Annotated in this window: 16 protein-coding genes and 1 pseudogene; 12 read left to right on the top strand and 5 right to left on the bottom strand. The window is 71.8% G+C overall.

Translation table 11 applies throughout. The annotated features are described in order from the left end of the window. Positions 1-148: 148 nt before the first annotated feature. The 4 genes from MZTS_RS22105 to MZTS_RS22090 form a co-directional block, all read right to left on the bottom strand. The gene (locus MZTS_RS22105) at positions 149-1,342 is read right to left on the bottom strand and encodes a CHAT domain-containing protein (RefSeq protein ID WP_142583512.1); all 1,194 of its coding nucleotides are present in this window, start codon (positions 1,340-1,342) and stop codon (positions 149-151) included. A gap of 22 nt (positions 1,343-1,364) precedes the next feature. Then, entirely contained in the window at positions 1,365-2,711 is a 1,347-nt protein-coding gene (locus MZTS_RS22100) for a hypothetical protein (protein WP_012454412.1), read from the bottom strand. 258 nt (positions 2,712-2,969) lie between these two features. Further along, positions 2,970-3,296, bottom strand: coding sequence for an EAL domain-containing protein (locus MZTS_RS22095; protein ID WP_009864761.1), 327 nt, complete (start codon positions 3,294-3,296; stop codon positions 2,970-2,972). 6 nt (positions 3,297-3,302) lie between these two features. Next, the gene (locus tag MZTS_RS22090) at positions 3,303-3,518 is read right to left on the bottom strand and encodes a hypothetical protein (protein ID WP_052300043.1); all 216 of its coding nucleotides are present in this window, start codon (positions 3,516-3,518) and stop codon (positions 3,303-3,305) included. On the opposite strand from MZTS_RS22090, the gene MZTS_RS22085 reads away from it, so the two are divergent. The 11 genes from MZTS_RS22085 (at position 3,492) to MZTS_RS22040 (ending at position 14,444) form a co-directional block, all read left to right on the top strand. Then, complete coding sequence (locus tag MZTS_RS22085) at positions 3,492-4,547, top strand: RNA-guided endonuclease InsQ/TnpB family protein (RefSeq protein ID WP_306438902.1); 1,056 nt, start codon at positions 3,492-3,494, stop codon at positions 4,545-4,547. The two genes, MZTS_RS22090 and MZTS_RS22085, sit on opposite strands and share 27 nt — an antisense overlap. 728 nt (positions 4,548-5,275) lie before the next feature. Continuing rightward, positions 5,276-5,740 (top strand): hypothetical protein, encoded by a 465-nt coding sequence (locus tag MZTS_RS22080; protein ID WP_009866583.1) that lies wholly within the window; start codon positions 5,276-5,278, stop codon positions 5,738-5,740. A 573-nt stretch (positions 5,741-6,313) separates the two neighbouring features. Further along, the gene (locus tag MZTS_RS22075) at positions 6,314-6,487 is read left to right on the top strand and encodes a hypothetical protein (protein WP_009866584.1); all 174 of its coding nucleotides are present in this window, start codon (positions 6,314-6,316) and stop codon (positions 6,485-6,487) included. Positions 6,488-6,587: 100 nt separating this feature from the next. Then, the gene (locus MZTS_RS22070; RefSeq protein WP_009866585.1) at positions 6,588-7,322 is read left to right on the top strand and encodes a hypothetical protein; all 735 of its coding nucleotides are present in this window, start codon (positions 6,588-6,590) and stop codon (positions 7,320-7,322) included. A gap of 1,237 nt (positions 7,323-8,559) precedes the next feature. Beyond that, complete coding sequence (locus tag MZTS_RS22065; RefSeq protein WP_210329455.1) at positions 8,560-9,813, top strand: hypothetical protein; 1,254 nt, start codon at positions 8,560-8,562, stop codon at positions 9,811-9,813. 52 nt (positions 9,814-9,865) lie between these two features. Then, a complete protein-coding gene (locus tag MZTS_RS25715; protein ID WP_353890197.1) occupies positions 9,866-10,162 on the top strand; it encodes a hypothetical protein in 297 nt (98 codons plus the stop codon). Beyond that, positions 10,098-10,364, top strand: coding sequence for a zinc ribbon domain-containing protein (locus MZTS_RS25710; RefSeq protein WP_353890196.1), 267 nt, complete (start codon positions 10,098-10,100; stop codon positions 10,362-10,364). The genes MZTS_RS25715 and MZTS_RS25710 overlap by 65 nt, the downstream gene beginning before the upstream one ends. A 1-nt stretch (position 10,365) precedes the next feature. Next, entirely contained in the window at positions 10,366-10,887 is a 522-nt protein-coding gene (locus tag MZTS_RS22055) for a hypothetical protein (protein ID WP_012454410.1), read from the top strand. 479 nt (positions 10,888-11,366) lie between these two features. Continuing rightward, positions 11,367-12,812, top strand: coding sequence for a dGTP triphosphohydrolase (gene dgt, locus MZTS_RS22050; RefSeq protein ID WP_192285425.1), 1,446 nt, complete (start codon positions 11,367-11,369; stop codon positions 12,810-12,812). Further along, positions 12,805-13,650 carry a nucleotidyltransferase family protein gene (locus MZTS_RS22045; protein WP_012454408.1) on the top strand — a complete coding sequence of 282 codons (846 nt, stop codon included), beginning with the start codon at positions 12,805-12,807 and terminating at the stop codon, positions 13,648-13,650. The genes dgt and MZTS_RS22045 overlap by 8 nt, the downstream gene beginning before the upstream one ends. A gap of 443 nt (positions 13,651-14,093) precedes the next feature. Then, entirely contained in the window at positions 14,094-14,444 is a 351-nt protein-coding gene (locus tag MZTS_RS22040; protein WP_041371358.1) for a hypothetical protein, read from the top strand. Positions 14,445-14,876: 432 nt separating this feature from the next. Here the strand turns inward: MZTS_RS22040 and MZTS_RS22035 are convergent, their stop codons facing one another. Continuing rightward, positions 14,877-15,221, bottom strand: a complete 345-nt coding sequence (locus MZTS_RS22035) for a helix-turn-helix domain-containing protein (RefSeq protein ID WP_009866858.1) — start codon at positions 15,219-15,221, stop codon at positions 14,877-14,879. A gap of 51 nt (positions 15,222-15,272) precedes the next feature. On the opposite strand from MZTS_RS22035, the pseudogene MZTS_RS22030 reads away from it, so the two are divergent. After that, positions 15,273-15,720: pseudogene (locus tag MZTS_RS22030) on the top strand (hypothetical protein); the annotation flags it as partial.

Raw genomic sequence — 15,720 nt, 5'->3', positions numbered from 1 at the left:
TCCGTCCGCGTCGCGGACCGTGGCCGCCAGGTAGTCCGAGCGGGCGACGTTCAGCCGGTCGCCGGTGCGGACGACGTACTGCTTCCCGCCGGTCCGCAGGACGGCCCACACCGCGGGCTCGGCTGCCGCCGTCCCGGTGCCGCCCCTCTTATGCCGCTCCATGCAGAGCTTCCCCGCGCGCCGTGGCGACCTCGCCCTCGATGGCCCCGGGCAGGGCGAAATCGTCCAGGGCATGGAAGGAATAGCAGAGGCTGGCGACGGATCCGTCCCGGTGGAGGCTGTCGCGTCGCGCTTGATGCAGGCTCTCCGCGACCGTCAGGCGCTCGCCCCGCACCCCGGGCGCGCGGGAGAATGCGTGCCGGTAGAACCGGCGCGCGAATTCCGTGGCGAAGCGTTCGTTGACGAGGCAGTGGGTCGCGATCACGCCGCCCGCCTGCATGAGGTGCAGGTTGTCCGGGAAGTTGCTGTCGGCGATGACCCCGGGGGCCGCCGATGCGCAGATGTTCAGGAACACGAGAGGCTCCCCGACCAAGGGACGGGCCTCCTTCTGGTGCGGGCTGAAGAAGTCGGGCCGGACCTCCAGCCCGTTGTCGAGCACGAAGTAGTGCTGGCCCGCGAAGCTTTCCATGTGGCTGGTGACGTGCCAGACCGACCTGAGCTGGCCCAGCGCGCGGAACAGGGACGCGAGGTCGGCCACGGCCATCGGCTCCCTGTCCAGGCCGAGCAGGGGCGTGTCCTCCCGCGTCGTGCAGGCGGCGCCAAGGTCCTCGAAGACGGCGAAGATGCTGGCCTCGTCGCGTCGGGACACGGAGGTGACGCGCGTGGACCCGAGCAGGCCGACGGATGGCGCGGCGTCGTCCGCCTCCCTCTCTTCCTTATCAGGCCTCGGCGCGTGGATCAGCGGGGCCCGGCTGCCGAGGAAGCGCTCGACGTCGAACCCCGAGCCCACGCGCCCGTAGTGCAGGGCGTCGAGCGGGATGCCGGCCAGGTCGCTGTCGAACGTGATCGACCTGAGGTTCGGGTGATCGAGGTAGAAGTCCAGGTCGGCACGGACCTTGGCCCCCTTCTCGGGATCCGTGTGGCGGAAGAGGTTGCTGAAGAGGCTCACGGCGGCGTTCTGGAAGGATTGCAGCCTCGCCGCCGACGCCGGGTCCTGGGCCTCGGGTGCCCAGGTGCGCCCGGCGAACTCGGCCAGGCCCTCGGCGAACGCGCGGACGGCGTCGGCCAGCGCACCGCGCAGCGGGCCTCCGTGGAAGCGCAGGCTGTCGAGCTGCCCCGCCCCGAAGACGCTGACTTCGGTCCTCGCGGGCGAGTGGTCGCTCGTGGACGTGGCGATGCGCATTCGGAACGCGCCGGCTGCGATCTCATCCCGCTTTCGGCGACCGCCATGCCGACGAGCCATCCTGACCGTTGTCCTCGTAAACCTCGACCGTTCTCTGGATCTTCGAAACGATGCGGTCGCGAGTCAAGAACGTGAATCGAAGCGCGTGCCTCCCGCCTTCCCGGGCGGTCGCCTTGAAGGTCAGCGGGTGCCCTACCCTGCCCTGCTTGACCCCGGGCGAGACCACGACGCCGTTGCCATCGGCGAACACGGTCACCGTCTCGGCAGCGCGCTCACGGCTCGCGATGCCCAGGAGCTGGTGGACCTCGCCGTCGAGGATGGCCGAGACGGCGACGCTCGCCCCCTTGCCGAGCCGCACGGCGGTCGTCGCCGTCCCCGTGCCCGGCGGCCCGAAGACGACCTGACCGCGCAGGGCGTCGGGTCGCGTGCCCGGCAGGAGACGCCGGAGCGTCGGCCGATGCAGCGGGACGAAGCAGAGCGCCTCGCGGCGCTCGCGCGCGCCCCGCCCCGCCGCCGCGGGAACGGCCCCCCGCGTCAGCGCCAACGGCGGCAGCGGAACGGCCATCAGGCGGTGAACGCCCAGGCCGAGGCGCGGCAGGCACAGCGCATCGGCTTGCCGCGGCGGAAGCAGGGCGGGCAGATCCATCTGCCTCATGCGGAAGAGCTGGCTTTCCAACCTGGACAGGTATCGTTCGGCCACCTCGCCCCATCCGAGCTGCCGCCCGGCGGCGAAATGCTGCGCGGCGCGCCGGAGATGCCGTTTCGCCCGCTCCAGGCGCGCCTCGGAGCCGTTCCCCGCCTCCGCAAGCTGCCGGCCGCGCTCGAAGTGAAGCAGGCCGTCGACGAGCCGCGCGTCCCGCGCGCCGCGGAAGGCCACGCCGTCGGGGGCCGGTCGATCCGGGTGGCGGCCCACGGTCCCGTCGCGCAGGTCGCCGTGCAGCGCCGACCAACCGAGCGGCGGACCGGGCCTGATATCGAACGCGATGCAGGCGTTGGCCTCCGGCGACGGGCGGAACGTCGCCAGCGACGTGTCCCGCAGAAGCTTGGACCAGTGGGCGAGGCCGCGGGCCCGGAAGCCGGTGGGCAGCGCGGGCAGCAGCCAGGGTGGCCCGAGGCAGATCAGCTCGTCGCGCGACCGATCCGGCAGCAGGACCAAATCGTCGTCGCCGACGATGGCGTACCCGGTCGACGCATCCGCTATGAGGTGGCGGCGGTCGGACAGGGTCAGCGCGACGCCGACGTCGTCGCCGCCCCGGTCGAAGGCCAGCCAGCACCGCACCACCGGCGGGCGGCCGCCCGCGACCGGCGAGGCCGCGAACAGGTCCGCCTGCGAGGTCTCGTCGAACGCCGTGGTCGACCAAGCCTCCATGGGCGCCTCCGACCGCCTCCGGCGCGGCTCCGCCGTCTCGGTAACCGCGATGCGCCGCGCGGGTATCCGGCCCTGCGACGGCGGCGACGAACGTGACGGACGTTCGCCGAATCGAGCGTACCGCGGGGAATCTTAAGCGGCCGTGTCGCCTACCGCCAAGGTCGCGGCGCGGCGTCCGCCGGATCGCCCGCGGCGCGGGCTAGGGCGGCCCGCTTCCTGCCCTGTGCCGCCCGCCGCGGCCCGAAGGGGCTGCCCGGGTCATGCGGCCCTCGTTCCGGCCCCCCGGCGCAGGAACGCGGCGGCCTCGGCCGCGGGCGCGGGCTTGCCGAACAGGTAGCCCTGCGCCTCGCCGCAGCCGGACAGCCGCAGCGCCCCGAGCTGCCGCTCCGTCTCGACGCCCTCGGCCGTGACCGCGGCGCCGAGGGAGGCCCCCAGGCCGGCGATGGCCCCAACGATGGCCGCCGTGCCCGGCTCGTCCACCGCCTCGACGAAGGAGCGGTCGATCTTGATCCGGTCGAGCGGGAACTTCCGGTTCTTCGTCGTTTGGGGTTGATCGACCTTCGGGCGGGCTTGACGCGTTCCCACTCCGTTCTACTCTGGTCGCGTGATCCTGACGTACCAGCAGAAGCTCAGCCGACCGCCGCCCAGCACCGCCTCCTCGCCGAGGCGCTGGAGCGTCAGCGCCTGCTCTACAACGCCGCCCTGTAGGAGCGCCGCGACGCCTGGCGGCTCGGGCGCAAGGCCTTCACCCGCCTCGACCAGCAGAAGAGCCTCACCGTCATCCGCGCCGACGACCCGGAAGGCCACGGCGCCGATCCGGTCACCATGGGCCGTTGGACGCTCAAGCGCGTCGAGGACGCATTCACCGGCTTCTTCGGACGGGTGAAGCGGGGGCTCAAGCCTGGCTTCCCGCGGTTCAAGCCTGCGTCCCGCTGGAGCTCTTTCGGCCTGCTGGAAGCCACCGGCCTGCGGCACGAGGGCGACCGCATCCGGCTCAAGGGCTTCGGCCGCCCGATCCGCCTCAACCACGACCGGCCGCTGCCGTCCGACGCGAAGATCCTGGGCGTGACGTTCACGCGCAAGGGCCGGCACTGGTTCGTCTGCATTACCGTCAAGACGAGCGAAGTCGTGGCGACCACGCCGCCTGCGGGCGAGGCGGTGGGCGGCGACCTGGGCGTCGAGGCGCTGCTGACGCTGTCCACCGGCGAGCGCATCCCGAACGTCCGCCCGTCCTCGCGTCGCGAGCGCGAGATCCGCGTCTCCCGCCGGGCCCTCGCCCGCTGCCGCAAGGGCTCGAACCGGCGGCGCAAGATCAAGGCTCGGCTGGCGCGTCAGTTGCAGGCGGTGGCGAACACGCGGGACCAGTACCTGCACCGCGTCTCGGCGCGGCTGACGCGCGAGCACTCGCTCGTCATGCTGGAGGACCTGCGCATCCGGAACATGACCCGCTCGGCCGCCGGGACGGTCGATGAGCCCGGAGCGAACGTCCGCCAGAAGAGAGGGTTGAACAGGTCCATCCTGGATGCGGGATGGGGCAAGCTCGTGCAGTTCGTCCGCTACAAGGCTACCAGGGCCGGTGGCGAGTTGATCTGCGTCGACGCCAGGGGGACGTCGCAGGAATGCCGGCAGTGCGGGGCGGTTGTGCCAAAGCCGCTGTCCCTGCGCCGCCACGTCTGCCCGTGCGGGCTGAACGAGCATCGCGACGTTAACTCGGCCGGGGTGATCCGCGACCGGGGTCTCGCGGTGAAGGCCGCGAGCGAGGGGGGTCAGCCCCTCGGGGGCGCCAACGTGGGCCGTCGGGCCGTGCGTCGTCCCGGGACGCTCCTCGCCGCCTGAGGGCGGCGCTGGAGAACGTCGGATGGGGGCATCAACCTCAAATGACGAATGACCGTGAATTGTTAAGGCATGCCTACGGGGCGTTCCGAGGTCGGCATCCCGGCGCGATTGTCCGCTGCACCGGCCCTGGGCAGGTCGCCGGCACGCCGCGCAGGCCGGGGCGATGGGATCGCGCGATCCGGGGCGCACCCCGGACCCGGCCTCGCTTGTAGGCATCGCGAGGCGCGACTTGCGGAAGCCGCCGCCGGGACCGCACGGCTCCGGCCCGCCGGCGAGCCTCGCGGTTGAGCCGACGGTGCGGGTCCGCAGGATCTCTTGGCGTCAGACGAGGATCGGCGCGGCATGGCCATGGCTGGCCCGTGCAATGGCCATGCCGGAATAACCGGTGCCGTTTCTCCCGTTCCGCCAGGTGTCGCCAACGGCGGAGGGCATCGCGGAAGCCCCGCCCCCGGCGCCTGGCCCTGGACTTCGGCGGCCCTGCCCCGGAGACCGTGACCGTGTCAGGCCCAGGATCCGTCCGGGCAACGCGGCGAGCCGCGGCCGGGACAGTCCGATGGGGCACAAGCATAGGGCGAAAGGCTTTCTTAACCTTACCGGCGTTCCCCGGGCGGCCATGGCCGGAAATGCTTGCCGTCGGCCGCCAGGTGCCGTAGGTATGGCCATGGCCATGTAAGCCCTGGCCGGCAGCTTCGTCCGGGGCTGCTGCGCTGCGGGCAAGGGGAGCTCACATGTTCAACGACCTTCGCTCCGCGGTCAGGCGCATCGAGGAGGATATCGAGAAGCTCGTCGAGGAGCAGAACAGGTCCCTGCGCGCCACCGCGTCGCGGCTGGCGCTCCTCTACCTCCAGAAGGAGCGCATGGAGGAGCTTCTGGCAAAGGCGGAGACCGAGACCGTCCCGATGCCCCTGCCCGCGGCGCCGGCATCCCCGCCCCCGCCAGGGAGGCCCGAGCGCGCGGGAGCGTCCTCCGTGGTCCTCGGTCGCGCGGCCACGGTCATCGTGGAGGCGCTGGAGCGGGCCGGCGAGGCCGGCCTGTCCGGAACCGAGCTGAACGATGCCGTCCGAGACGCCCAGATGAGCAAGGACGCGTCCGAGAAGGCGAAAACGCGTTTGAAGCGCCTCGGCCTGGTCCGCCACGACGAGCTCGCTCGCCGATGGTACCCGCTGCCCCGGGCGGAAGTAGGCGCAAGATGACGGCGGTCGGAGACATCCGGGCCGGCGGGTGCCTGAACCTTAACCAACCCGGCAAAGTCGTCCAGGCAACCTACACCGCGGGTGTAAAAACTCGCCGGAACATGGTACCATTCACCGTGGATGATGGAGGCGCGCGTGGCGGCCGATCACCTCAAGCAGGCCTGGACCCGTTGCCCGAACGCTCCGGCGGCTGACCGCCCGGTCAGGCAGGGGCGCGCTCGCGGCCCGCCCTTGGTTCGGGCCGACCCGGGACCCCAGGTCTCGGACGGGCAAAAAGAAACGCGCGGCCCATGGGCCGCGCGCTTTACCCTGAACTCGCCTCTCAGTGTCGCAGCTGCCGCGAGTGTCAGGCATCCCGCACCCTAGGGTTCGGGATCGGCCAGCCAAGGCCAACGGGTTCCTCCGGGAGGCTGCCAGGCCCCGCGGATCGACAGTCGTACCCTAGCCGCACCTGCGCGCCTGCGCAAGCGTCTCGTTGCGCCCGTCCTGGATCCCGTTGGCGACCATCGCCGAGGACCCGCCGCCCTCACGGCATGCGGGCCCGGTCCCTTCGCCTGCGAGAGGACAAGACCCATGGACGACCTGGATTTCGGTGGCCTCACCGGCGCCGACGACGACCCCGTCACCGCCGCCTTCCTCGACCCCGACTTCGACCGGTGGGACGGCGACGTCGCGCGTGCCCTGGGCCGCCGGGCCGCCGACTTCGACGGGCGGGGCCCCTCCGACGCCGACGACGCCGACCGCTGAGCGTCCGCACCGCGGTGCGCTCCCCTCCCTCGGCTCCGGCCGGGGGAGCCCCCTGTCCAGCGACGGGCCGCCCTTGCGGCCGTCATGCCGGAGTTCCCCGATGAAGATCCGTGACCAGGAAACGACCACCTCCTCCCCCTCCCTCGACGATGCCGCCCGGGCAGCATCGTGCCGCCAGGTGCCGCCGGACGCGCACGGCCGGTGCGTGCCCGTGAGCGCCCCCTCCCCGCGTGCGCTGGCGTGCGTAGGCATCAGCCAGGCAGCCCTCGCCGTTCGCGTCGCGGACCTCGGCCTCGATGTCGTCCACATGACGCTGGCCCGCGACGAGAGCACGGGCCTGGTCGTCGCCGCGGCCCTCGACGCGGCGCGGCGCCGGCCGGTCGATGTCCTCGGGCTGTTCGGTGACGGCTCGGGCACGGCAGGCGGGCTCGGTGCCGTCTGGCCGTGCCTGGGCGTGCCGGAAGTCATCGTGGTGGACCACGCCGTCGGGTACCATGACACGGGCTTCCACGAGGCCGCGTGGCGGATGGGGATCCAGGTCCTGCACCGGCCCGCACGTGCACTGCCGGGACAAGCGCACCTCAACGCCCTGTTGGGCCGGTCCGGGTCCTGTCGCGACGGTCAAGGGCGAAGCGCCGTCACCATGGCGGCGCTCGTCGGCGCGGTGCATGCCTGGATCGCCGCCTGCTACGCGTCCCCGCGCGGTCGTGACGTGGACGCGGTGCGGACCGCGCCGCCCGCCGTCCCGCCGGGAGCGTCACGGGCCCACGCCTGGACGTTGCGGGGCAAGGCCGGCCGGAACCTGGTTGGCCGGATGGCGGCCGGCCGCCGCTAGGCCCGGCAGGGCCCTGGACCCGCCGGCGCTCGTCGGGCCCGAGCGTCCGACCCGGAGAGCCAAGCGCCCCCGATTCAGGGGCCGGTGTCCCTGCTCCGCGGCCCCCGGATACGGGGCCGCGGCATGCCCTCGCCTCGGGGCGCCAGCCGTCGGGGGCAGGCCGCTCGCATGACGCAACCGGCGAGCTGCCTGAAGGCGTCAATGTCGAGGAAACCAGGGCCGTGAGAAGGCGTGCACGAGCGTCGCCCTCCTCGTGGCAGCCATGCACCGCCCGCCACCGGCGCGACCGCGGCCCCGCCGGGCCCGTCCCAGCCCCCGGCCGGTCGATGATGCGAAACGCCCGGCGCCTCGTCTGCTCGTCGAGATGCACGTGCCCGCCTTGGGCGGCCCGGGCACGGGTCACGGTCCGTGACCTGGGCGCCTTCGCCGAGCCATGACACCTCCGCCAGGCGGGGTACGGGTCCGGTCAACATCGGTCGCGGCTCGGGCCCCTCCGACCAAGTCGGCGCGAGCCGGCCCGCGCAATCCGCCACCCAGCCTCCGGCCCAGGTACCCTCCTCGCTTACGCCGCGGGCCCGGAAGGACCCGCCGGCTTCCGCTCGCCCGACAAGGAGGAGGCGCGGGCCGGTGGCCGACCGGTGCGTGCTTCGGAGGGCCAGCTGGCCGACGAACCCGCCGGGCGCCGCGCCATGCTCGACCGTGGGCTCCCCCCCAAGCAGAGCCCTGATACAGGTCGCGGGTTCCGGGCGGCTGTGAGACACGCGGAGGGTTCAGACCCCGGTCGACTCCCGGTCCACGTCACCGCCCTCCCCGAGCTTCGCCGGACTGGGGCTGGGCCTGAGAGCTGCGCAATCCTGTGGCTGCCCGGGCCAGGTCTGGCTTGGCACGCGCCTCTCCCCTCGCGGACTCCTGGCCGAAGATCGGGGTGGCGGGTCGCAGCTTGTCCCTTTCACGACCGCCCGGACGATCAACGCGTGCTCCCGGGCGGAGCAGCACTCTGTCGATTCGGGCCGGCGCCACTCGCAAGCGGCGGTCCCGGCGGGCCCCGCTGGGGTGCCCGATCCCCGGCGGCGCGGCTCCGTCCCAACCCTCCGGTGCTCGCATGTCTCCTTCCGGCCACGTCCCGTATGCCTCGAACGCGCCCGACGCTTCTGCCGCCGGCATGCCCTCCGTCCCGGAAGGGGAAATCCGGCGGGCGATGCGGGCCGTCGTCGCGGTTTGTCCGCCCGAATCGGGCATGATCCTGAACGTGTTGCTGGACAACCTTCTCACCGCCAGCCGAGCGGGAGGCATCCTGCGGTCCAAGCTGCACGGCCTGGACGTCGGGTTGCGCAAGCACCTCAGGCAAACGTGGCTCGACGGGGTCGTCGTGCCGCTCGCGAGGACGCGCAACCCACTCCATCGCGCCGCCTCCTCCGCCCTGCCGCAACTGCGGGACCCACGGGACGTCTCCGGCCTCCTCGCGGCGGTGAGACAGATCGCGGGCGAGGTCCCGGAGCACACCACGGCGCGGGAGCACCTCGACGGCGCCGTCCGCTTCCTGGAAGCGCTCCCGATCCTGATGCGCGCGGTCGAGGCCCTCGAAGCCCGGACCTTCGCCCAGGGTGCGGGCCGCTCGCGAGCGGTCGGGTACAATTCGGGCGCACGCGACGACACGCGTGCCCGTCAGGTGCGGTCGGCCGCCCATGAGTTCCGCAAAGCGGCGAGGAAGGCGCTCGCGCCCCTCGTGCTGCGCCTGGCGGACGCCGTCTTCGAGGCGGAGCTCGGAGCGGTCCGGAGCGCCGCGTTCGCCCGAGCCGCGCCGGTCCTGCGGTCACCCCCGGTCGGCGGTCCGAGGAAGCGGGGCTTGGCGGGGCCACCCTGGCGCCGTCGCCTGCTCGACGGGCTGCAGGGCGATATCTGGGGCGGCTTCGGAGCGGCGCTGGAAACCGTGCTGCGGCGCCATCCCGGGCTGGAGGTCACGGAGATCGCCGTCGACCGCAGCGGCGACCTGTGCGGGCGGGCTCGGGCGGTCCTGACGCGGCACGGGGTCCGGTTTGCGGTCGCCACCTGCTTCGACCTTCAGGTCGGCTCGATGCGGCACAGGGCGGAGGATCTCGTCGGACCGGGCCACCGGGTCGACCAGCCCACCTGGGCCGAGGTGGACGCGTGTCTCGACGCTCATGTTCCGCCGGAACTCGACACCGCCTCCTTCCGCCTGATGCGCCACATCCTGCAACGGGACGGTGGCGACGGCTTCGTGCTCGATGCCTATGCGGAGGACCAGCTCGTGATCGCCTGCCGCGCCGGTGGCCGGCTTCCGGAAGAACTCGCGGACTGGCTCGTCGAGGCCGCAGACGCGTTGGGGGTGACCCTGAGGTTCGCCGCGGACGACGGTGGCCCACCGGTTGCCGAACTGGCGCGCGTCGGCTTCGCGTGGGCGGAGGGAAAGGAGCGGTTCTTCATGACGCGGTCGGCCGTGCCCGACCCGGGAACCGGCCCCCTGCCCTGAGCGGCGTGGTGCCACCACCACGCTCGCGCTCTCGACCGGCCAGCGAACGACGCTGCCCGAGAGCCTGGGGCGGATCGAGGCGCGGAAGTGGAAGGCGCAGAAGGTCGTCTCGCGTCGCAAGCGCGGCTCGAACCGACGCCGCCGGGCCCAAGTTCGCGTCGCGCGCCTGCAGGCGCGGCAGGCCCGCATCCGGCGCGACTTCCACCATCGCGAGGCCCTGGGCGTCGCCCGCCGCTTCGGCGTCGGCCGAGGAGCCGGGCCGCAACGTCCGGCAGAAGGCAGGGCTGAACGGCGCCATCCTGAACGCGCGCTGGCATCAGTTCGCGACGATCCTGAGCTACAAGATTGAGGAGAGAGGCGGTCAGGTCGCGACCGTTCCGGCTCGGTTCACGAGCCAGACCTGCGCCGCGTGCGGCGTCGTGGATGCGAGGAGCCGCGGGAGCCAAGCGCGCTGTCGACTGGAGGGGACCTCGCGGTTCCCGAAAATCCCCGTCGTTCACGGCGGGGAAGATGTTAGGGTGTTGTCGAGCTTAGATGCCAGGGGGAGCTGACATGGTGATCGTCAGGATGCCGGGTGGCGATGTCGAGTCTATCGCTCCGGACGAGCTGCTCTGGATGCGGCAGGCCTTTGACCACGAGTTCAAGGATGCGGTGATGCTCCGCATCACGGGTGACCGGATCTATTCCGTGGAAACGGTGGCGTCCCTGGCCGCGAAGTTCGCCGCAGCCGGGGCCGCCATGGCTCGGCTGACCCCTCCCGAGGGCGCCATCGAGATGATGGTCAGCGCCGAACGGGTCCGCGAGGTCGAGCCGCCGAGCCCCGCCATCCACCACGAGGGTGCCGGATCGGTCCTCAAGTTCGGTCCCAAGCTGATGCTCGCCGTGCGTGAGAGCGAGGCCCAGGCGAAGTCCATCCTGGCTGAGGCGGTTAAGGGTCGGCCGCCGGCACCTGCGGCATTGGCGGCGGCGGCCCTGGGAGGCGCCATCGTCGGTGCTGCGGTCGCCGTAGCTGTGACGGCGCCGGGCGCGGGAGGCCCGGATCCCGAGGCACAGGAACGCCCGGGACCAGCATGAGAGCCACGGCGGATCGCCCGGCCCGCTCGTGCCCCCTCGCCCGGCCCGCCATCCATGTGCCGCCGGGGCGGGGGCCGCTGTGTCCGCGCACCGGGAGTGACAGCCGGCGGGCCACAGGTGGCGATGCAAGCGACGCGCGACCGCGCGCCGCCTCCGGTACGGGACGGCCCAGGGCTTTGAGCAGGACACGCCGGTCGGGCAGATCTCCGGCATGAGCCGCCCCTCCGGGTTCGGTGGGGACGGGGCGAGGCAGGGACCTCCGGATGGGCCGGCCAACACCGATTTCGTTCTCTCTATGTTCCAATCTTGGAGCGCCTGCCCTAGTGTCTTGCTGGCGCGAGCGGCACCGTACCGAACGGAATCCGTGGACAACCGCAGGATCCTGGCGTGACGCGTCGGAGGGCCGGAACGTAGACCGGGGCGCACGGTGTTGTGGGTGGGCGATGGACCGGGCGTCCTCGCCGCAACGGGATCGAAGGATGGCCGATCAACTCGACTGGAGACGCCTCCTCAACGCGCAGCGGCGCAAGGGAAAGGCCGCAGGCAGAGCCTACACGGCGCGGCTGGGCGAGGACCGGACCGAGCACGAACGTGACCACGACCGTATCCTGTTCTCGACCCCGGTGCGGCGCCTCCAGGACAAGACGCAGGTCTTCCCGTTGGAACGCAACGACAGCGTCCGCACCCGGCTAACCCACAGCCACGAGGTGGCGAACATGGCGCGGAGCATGGGGACCACCCTGGCCTTCGTGCACGGCGGGGCGCTGGGTTTCCCCGGGGAGGTCGAGCCCCTGCGCAACGTGCCCGCCCTCCTGGAGGCCATCGGGCTCGCCCACGACCTCGGCAATCCGCCGTTCGGACATCAGGGCGAGACCGCGATCCAAACCTGGGTGAAGCGGCACTCCGTGCCGCGCAAGGATGACCCGGCCTCGTTCGACATCTTCGACGCGCCGGACCTAAGCGAGCCGATGCGCCGTGATTTCCTGAAATTCGAGGGCAACGCGCAGGCGTTCAGGCTGCTGACGCGATTGCAGATCCTGAACGACGATTTCGGGCTCAACATGACCTACGCCTTCCTGGCGGCCCTGATGAAGTACCCCGTGCCCTCGGACGCGGTCGACAAGTCCTCCCATGCCCGGAAGAAGTTCAACTTCTTCCAGTCGGAGGCCGAGATCGCCGCCGAGGTCTGGGCCGAGACCGGCTTGCGGGAGGGCGTCCGCCATCCCCTGACCTTCGTGATGGAGGCTTGCGACGACATCGCCTACTCGGTCGTGGACGTCGAGGACGCCGCCAAGAAGAACCTGATCAACTTCAACGTGCTCATGGCTTGGCTGCGTCACGACGCGTGCGACGACGAGTTGACGCTCGACGTCTGCGAGCGGGCCGAGCGCAGCCACGCCGAGTTCCGGGACGCGGGATTGTCGCCCGGGGAACTCGACGACATCTCGATGCAGATGTTCCGCGTGGACGCCATCGGGAAGATGGTGCGGGCCGCGGTTGGGGCGTTCGTGGCGAACCGGGATGCCATCATGGCCGGCGCGTTCGACAGGGAGCTGATGGCGGCCTCCGAGGCGGTCGTGCTGTGGACCTCGTTCAAGCGCTTCGCCAAGTTTCACGTCTACCGCCACCGCAGCGTCCTCGAAGTCGAGCTCGACGGGCACCGGACCGTTCACGAGCTCATGGACATGTTCTGGAAGGCCATCATCGAGCGCAAGGATCCGGACGACCTGCGCTCCGACCGCGAGGCGTTGCCGGCCTACGTGTATTCCCGGATCTCGGAGAACTACCGGCGCGTGGCCGAGTCGCCCGGGAACGCGATGCCGATGCGCTACCGCGAACTGCAGCTCGTCACCGACATGATCTCGGGTATGACCGACACGTTCGCGGTGTCCCTGCGCGACGACCTGAGGCGGCACCATGGCTGACCTTGGCTCCCCCGTCCGCGACGGCGCTGAGCTGTGCCGGCGGATGCAGGCGTTCCTGGCGGACGAGGCTCGCGGGGGCCCCGAGATCGCGGATCTGATCGGCCATCTCGGGCAGGTGGGCGAGGTTGCGATCTTCGGCGGCATGGCCCGGGATATCGCCCGGGGCGGGGCTGCGGCCTTCGCATCGGACGTGGACCTGGTCGTGCACGCGCCGCCGGAGCGCTTGGCGGAGCTGATGCGGGACGGCGCGGCCGTTCGGAACCGCTTCGGCGGCTACCGCATCGCCGGGCGCCGCCACTCGTACGACGTCTGGGCCCTACCCTCCACCTGGGCGGTCCAGTCCGGGCACGTGCAGGCCGCCCACCTGACCGACCTGGTGCACACCACCTTCTTCGACTGCGACGCCGTGCTTTACCTGTGCGGCTCCCGCCGGGTTCACCACGGACCGCGTTTCACCGCCTGGCTGCGCGACGCCATCGTCGACACCAACCTGGAGGAGAACCCGAACCCGCACGGGGTCGTGGCCCGCGCGTTACGGATCCTCCTCGAACATCGGCAGGCCGTCGGGCCCGGCTTGGAGAGGTATCTCCGCAGGATGGCCAAGGGGCACGCGGGCTGCCTCGATGGGGACCTCGCATCACGCCTGTCACGCATCCTCGCAGGCCTGCGCCCGCTGCCCGACGGCCTGGGAGCCACGGCCGCCGCGCGGCACCCGGGTGCGGGTGGTGAGGCGCCCGGGCGGGGCGAGCGGGACCGGGCGAACCGGCATGGCTGCCCCGACCGTTCCCATGTTCCGTGGCCGGCGCCGGGGCGGTTGAGGTGTCCCGGATCATCCTGATCCGGCCCGCGTGCTCCCGCGTTCGAGGCTGATGCGCCTCGCGAGTTGCCGGGCCCTATCCATGGAACCGGCCTTGCGCTGAGGTGGACGCCGCCACCCCTGGTCACCGGACCGAGGTTAAGCGTCAATCGCCCCATGGCAGCGCGCGGCGGGCCGCAAGGCATGGTGGCCGCGTGCGAGCATGGCCGTGTGGCGGCGCGTTTCCCGGACCGGAACGTCCTCGGAGAGGACCGGCCGACGGGGTACGACGCCGCGACGAGGAAGAAGGGCGCGGGCCTGTCGCCGCGCTCGTGGGTCCAACTCGATCAAGGCCGTGGGCTCGGACGCTGCAGGGAGCCTGACGGACGCTTCCGGGGTTGTTCCCGGCGGGCTCCTCCGGGTCGGCCAGGGATGACGTGCGAACCCACCGCCAGAACGAAGATGGGCCGTATGAGCGCGGCGCGATGGAGAGAGCACGCCTGAGTTTCGAGCGCGTGGTCTCCTTGCGCTGCGTGGTCTCGTCGACGGAGGCGGTCGCGCCGATCGGACGCGCGCTGTTGCCGGCCGCGGAAACGGCTGCGGCGAGCGCGTGCAGGTTGGCCGTGCCGCGCACGCTCGCCTGCTCGGTCGCGACCTTCGCCGTGGCCGCGGTGGCGCATGGCACCGTCTGGAGCACGCGTCCGACGCGCGATGCGCAGGTCATGCCCTCGACCTTGCTTCGGGCCCGTTCGGCACGGCCGACGCAGGACGCGCAGCTCATGCCCTCGACAGACCGGTTGATTGTCGTTCCCGCGGACTTCCTGGGCCGGGACTGAGTGCCCGCACCGTCCGCGTGGCCGGCGCACTTCCGTCGCCGGCGTGACGGCGGTCGGGCCCGGCAAGCGACCGTTCGTGCGGACGTCGTCGGCCGCGTGTGGGCCGGGTATGGCTTCGTGCCGGCCGCGAGCCCCGGTGGACCGGAGGGCCGGGGACCGACGCCGAAACGCGGCCTGCACGGCTCTGCGCCGAAGCTCTGGCGGCGTTCCTCTCGCACTGGCCCGAAGCCGGTTCAGCAGCCGGGCCGGCGCCGCTTTCCCGGGGCGGCATAGGTGCGTAACGCCGCGTGCTCGGAGCCGCGCCGGAGGCCGACACGTCGGCGCTCGCCGCCCGGCTGCAGACCAGGCACGGCCGCCCGCAAACGGCCGTTGACCGCACCGGACGACCCTGGAGCGTGGTCCGTCGTGAACGCCAAAAGCCCTGGATCGCCGTCAAGCTCGGTCAGAGTATTCATTTTCATTCACAAGCAGCAGCGCCGCGTCGATCACGTCGCGGAAGGCCGGCGAGCGTTCACAGGCCGCGAGGAGACGCCGCGTCCACGCTTCCGACGGGTGGGCGACGCCCGCGGGCCGCGCGGCGAGATAGGACCGTATCGACGCCTCTAGCTCCGGGCGGGGCCTCTGCTGACCGCGCAAGAGCTTGGAAATGTTGGCCTGGCTGGAGCCCAGCGTGCGGGCGAGCGCCTCCTGGCTCAGGCCGTCCTCGCGCCGGGCTCGTTCCAGCGCCGCCGCGATGGCGGCGCGCTCGCCGCCTGATCCGATCTTGCGTCCCCTCATGCTTTGAATGAAAATGAATATTCGGGGACGGCGTCAAGGGGAATCACGACTATGCTGCTCGAAGCGGACGGCGGCCCGACGGCTGCACGGCGTTCGCCGCCTGATCCAGATGCCGAGATCGTGCCCGGGGTGCGCTGGGGGCGGCCCGAGTGGGTGCCGAGTGCCGCGTTCTGGGCGGACATGGTCAGCCGCGCCAGCGAGCAGTCCGACGGGTTCGTCAACCGCGACGGGTCCCTGCAGGAGGAGGTCGGGTTTTGCCTGCTCGGCGGCTACGGCATCACGGCTGAGGTCAACCATGCGGTTCACGACCGGTTGATGGAGGCCGGCGTGTTCGTGCCGGGACGCCGCCCGGCCGAGGGGGATCTCGAAGCTCTCCTGCTGCAGCCGGTCCTGCTCGGCGGCCGCCCGGTCCGCTACCGGTTCCCGCACCAGCGGGCCCGCCGGCTCGCGGTCGCGTTGGGGATGATCGAGGATGACCCGCCGCCGAGCAGGACCGGCT

Origin of the sequence: Methylorubrum zatmanii (assembly GCF_014845115.1) — a bacterium.
Lineage (GTDB): Bacteria > Pseudomonadota > Alphaproteobacteria > Rhizobiales > Beijerinckiaceae > Methylobacterium > Methylobacterium zatmanii.
This window is presented reverse-complemented; position numbering and strand designations above follow the sequence as displayed.